This is a genomic window from Gilliamella sp. BG3 (genome assembly GCF_046635605.1).
In the GTDB taxonomy this organism is placed as follows: Bacteria; Pseudomonadota; Gammaproteobacteria; order Enterobacterales; family Orbaceae; genus Gilliamella; species Gilliamella bombi.
In genome coordinates this window covers 1-4,448 of sequence record NZ_JBIDFE010000047.1, presented here as the reverse complement: position 1 = coordinate 4,448, position 4,448 = coordinate 1, and the positions used below count along the sequence as shown (strand labels likewise).

Annotated in this window: 6 protein-coding genes; 5 read left to right on the top strand and 1 reads right to left on the bottom strand. The window is 31.0% G+C overall.

From position 1 onward, the window contains the following. The first annotated feature begins 362 nt into the window (after positions 1-362). From ACGH6S_RS11940 to ACGH6S_RS11925, 4 genes are all read left to right on the top strand, one after another. A complete protein-coding gene (locus ACGH6S_RS11940) occupies positions 363-1,316 on the top strand; it encodes a hypothetical protein (protein WP_411578964.1) in 954 nt (317 codons plus the stop codon). Between the two features lie 744 nt (positions 1,317-2,060). Further along, entirely contained in the window at positions 2,061-2,270 is a 210-nt protein-coding gene (locus ACGH6S_RS11935; protein WP_065627088.1) for a helix-turn-helix transcriptional regulator, read from the top strand. Between the two features lie 3 nt (positions 2,271-2,273). After that, entirely contained in the window at positions 2,274-2,684 is a 411-nt protein-coding gene (locus ACGH6S_RS11930) for a hypothetical protein (RefSeq protein ID WP_297223936.1), read from the top strand. Positions 2,685-2,784: 100 nt separating this feature from the next. Further along, positions 2,785-3,546: an antA/AntB antirepressor family protein gene (locus ACGH6S_RS11925; RefSeq protein ID WP_174798953.1), complete on the top strand. Its 762-nt coding sequence runs from the start codon at positions 2,785-2,787 to the stop codon at positions 3,544-3,546. Positions 3,547-3,877: 331 nt separating this feature from the next. Here ACGH6S_RS11925 and ACGH6S_RS11920 read toward each other — a convergent pair whose 3' ends face one another. Beyond that, positions 3,878-4,042 carry a YlcI/YnfO family protein gene (locus ACGH6S_RS11920; protein WP_141673729.1) on the bottom strand — a complete coding sequence of 55 codons (165 nt, stop codon included), beginning with the start codon at positions 4,040-4,042 and terminating at the stop codon, positions 3,878-3,880. A 136-nt stretch (positions 4,043-4,178) separates the two neighbouring features. On the opposite strand from ACGH6S_RS11920, the gene ACGH6S_RS11915 reads away from it, so the two are divergent. Then, positions 4,179-4,448 (top strand): host cell division inhibitor Icd-like protein (locus ACGH6S_RS11915; protein WP_411578963.1); only part of this gene is annotated, 270 nt, incomplete at its 3' end.

The window sequence follows — 4,448 nt, the reverse complement described above, 5'->3', positions numbered from 1 at the left end:
TTACCTGCTCAAGTTTTAGATGCTCAAATTGAGCCACTTCATATGGAATTTAAATACCCAAAAATCCATTTAATATATAATCACTAGTACTTATATAGGTATCCAACAAGTATCCAGTGAAACTACTTTAAATTAATGGATACTAATCTAAGCAAAAGCGGTAATAATTGCTAATGCTTGCTTTCACAGAAAAATGGAAACCATTGCTTAAGTAAACCATACCCGATATCCGTGTAGCAAACTAAAATTATTTTTTATTGAAAATAATAAGATAAATTAGCACATATTAAACATGTATACTTATGTAAAAGTAGATTTCTATCATTAGAAATAAATTGTTATATTTTATTGGAGCTAAATTTATGTGCGAAAAATTTTATGAGTATGATCGATGTGTAACCATCTTTCATTACGATAAATGGTATAAATTTTTTATAGCTAAAGAAGATAATTACTATCAACCAAAAGGAATTGGACTTCCTGCAAACTCAACCGATATAGAATTACCAAACCAAGAATTACCAAAAGGACAAATATACGTTTTTGAAAATGGTGAATGGATTGTAAAAGAGGATACATTCCCTAGAGTTAAATTAATTGAAGATAATTATATTTACAGTGAGGAATGTTTAACAAAACAATTTCAAATAGAATCATATAGCTGCCTTGAGATGCCAAAATACGAAGCAATAGAAAGATTCACTAACCCAGAATTACAATCTTTAATGATTGTTAATAAGTATTTATTAATTCAACACGAGTTTATGAATATTTTAAAATTTCATGAAAAAAATATCAAAAATTTACAAAATCTAAAGCAATTCCTACCAGAAGAAAATCCAGTTATTATTTATAGATTAAAAACAGAAGGACTTATACTTTCAATTAGAAAATTATTTGATGAACTGGTTCAATTGACATATGTTACTTGTTATAAAAATAGTTTCGACACAAATAACACAATTGAAGTAGATTGTATAGGAGACCTATTTATAACTAAAAAGGATAGTATTTATCCGCTTTGTAAACAGATTCTCATTGGTGATGGTATTGATTATGATAAAGATAATACTGAGTTTTTAAAAACAATTAATAAGCTTTTTAATTCAATTAAACATAGCGCTCTTCATTATGAGGCAATGTTATTATATTCAGATATTCCTAATGTTGTTTCATTTTATAAAGATAGAAATAAATTTTCGTCAAATGATATTCTATTTTTTAATCACTCTTTATTTCAAATAATGTTTGGATTTCAAAATAATTTTAAAAGAATTATTAAAAATCAAAAAAAGTACTTACTAAGTATAAAATAATTTCATGTGTAAAAATTTACAATATATAGTAATAAATTATCAAAATTTACTACTATATGTAGTAAATCCGAATATTTATTGATTAAAAAATAAGCAAACGAATCAATGGGTGAAAAATATTTTTTAATAGCATTTTTTCACTGGCTAATTCATTACAAAATTAAGGCGATTATACAAATCCGATCTTAAACTGAATTACTTGAAATTTAATTTATTTAAAAATCATAAAGTTAAAAATAATGTTTATTAAAATCAGATCGTAAATCAAATGACAGCATTTTTACGGCGTTACTAAAGTTAAGTAATACATAGCAACCAAAATTGTATTTAAAGGGCTTAGAGCGCTCATTTTGCGCCTTATTTTTGATATTTATTATTTACTGTGCTTTATTTTTCAAAATACTTTGATAAAATACTAGTTAAATTGATTACCTAGTTATTTATACAGGTAGTTAATTGAAAAGCTATTAATGAGGAGTATCTAAGTTGATAGTTTTAAGGGGAGTTGGTTCACGGTCGCCAAACTTAGAAGCCAGATCCCCTAGTACGAAGAAATTAAACATGATACGGATAAAAATGTAACAAATTGTTTAACAACTTCAGTTATATATTGTCTTATCTACCAAAAGTAGTCAATGCCAATATTAACTAACTGTTCATTTGTTAATCAATCTCTGTTAGCTCCTTTCATCCTCTATCATTGTTTAATTCTTTTTAATTAGTAATTTAAAAAGAGATTTTTACATGGAAAAAATTTTAAATAACAAAGATAGTCTTATCCCGTTAAAAGATTTTATTGCCTTAATTGGTTATAAAAGCACATCCTCATATTATCAAATGCTCAAGAATGACAAAACCGCACCTAAACCAATAAAATTATTGGGTCGAAAAGTTTTTTTATCTAGTCAAGAAGTTAATAGCTGGATTGAATCAAAAAAAGCGGCAAGGGGGTAATTTATGCAAATTGGAAACCCTCTATATCGCGAAATAATAAAGGGCTTGCATTGGAATCTTGACGCTTCCAATAATAGCCAATCTCGCTATCAGTGTCTACCCAAAAAGCCGAGAGCTTACCTATTAATTGCGTGTACTGGTGACAATGGTATTACCGAAAATGAAATATTGCGCACCTGTAGGCTTTCTAGTGGTAGAAATTACTGTTCAGAACTCGAAAGAAAGTTAGGCATCACATTAAAGCGCATGGATGAACCTAATACCGACGGAATAGGCTCACACTATCGCTATTACCTAGCCAATAAGGAAGATGCTCAAAAGGTGGTTAATCTGATTCTTAGTTATGAAAATAGCTTATTAACTGAATCAGATATCAGCCAAATTTTAGCACTTTACCCAAGCAAAGCAGCTTAATTAATTGATTTTATAGCAAAGCTCATTTTTGAGCCGACGGTATCCCTTTGCCTAAATTTAGCTAAAAGAGGGATTTTTCGACACGTTAGGAGTAATACTTATGACAGATTTTAATAATTTAGTACCAGTAACCGAAACACAATTAAACGGTAAATTACAGCAAACAGTTAGCGCAAAGGCTTTACATAATTACTTAAAAGTAGGAAATGATTTTTCAACATGGATAAAGGGAAGAATAAAAGAATATGGGCTTATTAAAAATGATGATTTTTTAATCTTTGATTCATCAGAATTCAGGAATCAAAGTACAAATAATGAACAACAAATAAAATGGACAACTAAGCGAGGTGGAGATCGTAAAAGTACAGATTACATCCTTACAATCGGAACCGCTAAAGAATTAGCAATGATTGAAAATAACGAGAAAGGACGAGCAATAAGAAAGTACTTTATACGTTGTGAAGAACACCTTAAAGAAATCGCGCCAACAATCCAAAAGAAAGCACTTAATCGATTAAAAGCACGTTTAGAAGTCGCAGATTATAGCCGTCCTATGTGTGACGCATTAACTATACAACGATTATCCCTAGGCAAGGAGACCAAGCCACATCACTATACTAATGAATTTGATATGATTAATCGTATTGTACTTGGCATGACAGCAAAGGCTTACCGAAAAGCTCATAATCTCACGGGTGATATTCGCGACCATATCACTGAAGAACAGCTTAATCACTTAGCTTACCTTGAGAAATCCAATATCACGTTAATAGATATGGGTTGGAATTATGAAAAACGAAAAGCAGAACTCATCAAGTTATCACAAAGCTACATGATTCGGTTATTGGGTAAGGTGGCTTAATTATGATGACTATACACTCATTTAACGCCTTAGCTATAGGACAGTATACCCAAGCCCCAAATAATCGCTTAAATTGCTATTTTAACGGAATTAACGCCATCCAAAAGGTGAAATCATTCTTCTTGGTTGGCAATAATTCTAGTTTCCAGTCAAAAAAGCCTATTTCAGTGGAAACAAGTGTAAAAGTACGCACTAAGTACGCAGTGAAAACCGTTTTTTTAATGCGTACTAATCATTGCATGGGGTGTTTTTTAAAAAGTAGGTTTCTTGAGTCCATAAAAAGGAGAATGGGAAAACAAAAACCACCAATCAGTGGTATTAAGTTAAAAGATTATTTCTTATCTAGTTTAGCTAGTTTTTCGCGACAAGTAGCAATAACCCAAGCGGAAAAGTTAGTATTTTCTTTCTTGGATTGCTCGTCTATTCGCTCTATTAATTCATGGGGGAAGCGGATTGCTTTTCTATCCGATTTATTATTTTTGTTACCTGTAGCCATTTTTATACCTAAAAGATGCTTATTAGTGTGCAGACACTATACACGATCACTAAATAATAAAAAAGGCTTGACGTGTGCCTACACCATAAAATATAGTGAGCACACACCTGATAAGTTTATTAGGTTAAAAACAGCAATGCCCCGAAGTGCTGTAACACTATCGAGGCATCTAACCACAATAACATTAAATGAGGTAATGATTATGGCTAACCGCTATGATAGCGCACACCTATGCGCAAGACAATCCAAACTATTTAAATTCTATGACCTATCAATGGCTCAAGTAGTCCAAATAACGGCAACAACCGAACGCCAAGCACGCAAGAGCTTAGGCAAATCATCCCTTATCTTTATTGCCAGAATTCGCTTATATCCAGTTATTGAAAGAGCCAGAAGCTTTGGAGGT

Excerpts from the sequence above, each read along its gene's own strand:
- ACGH6S_RS11940 (WP_411578964.1), top strand. The coding sequence starts at position 363 with ATGTGCGAAAAATTTTATGAGTATGATCGATGTGTAACCATCTTTCAT.
- ACGH6S_RS11935 (WP_065627088.1), top strand. The coding sequence starts at position 2,061 with ATGGAAAAAATTTTAAATAACAAAGATAGTCTTATCCCGTTAAAAGAT.
- ACGH6S_RS11930 (WP_297223936.1), top strand. The coding sequence starts at position 2,274 with ATGCAAATTGGAAACCCTCTATATCGCGAAATAATAAAGGGCTTGCAT.
- ACGH6S_RS11925 (WP_174798953.1), top strand. The coding sequence starts at position 2,785 with ATGACAGATTTTAATAATTTAGTACCAGTAACCGAAACACAATTAAAC.
- ACGH6S_RS11920 (WP_141673729.1), bottom strand. The coding sequence starts at position 4,042 with ATGGCTACAGGTAACAAAAATAATAAATCGGATAGAAAAGCAATCCGC.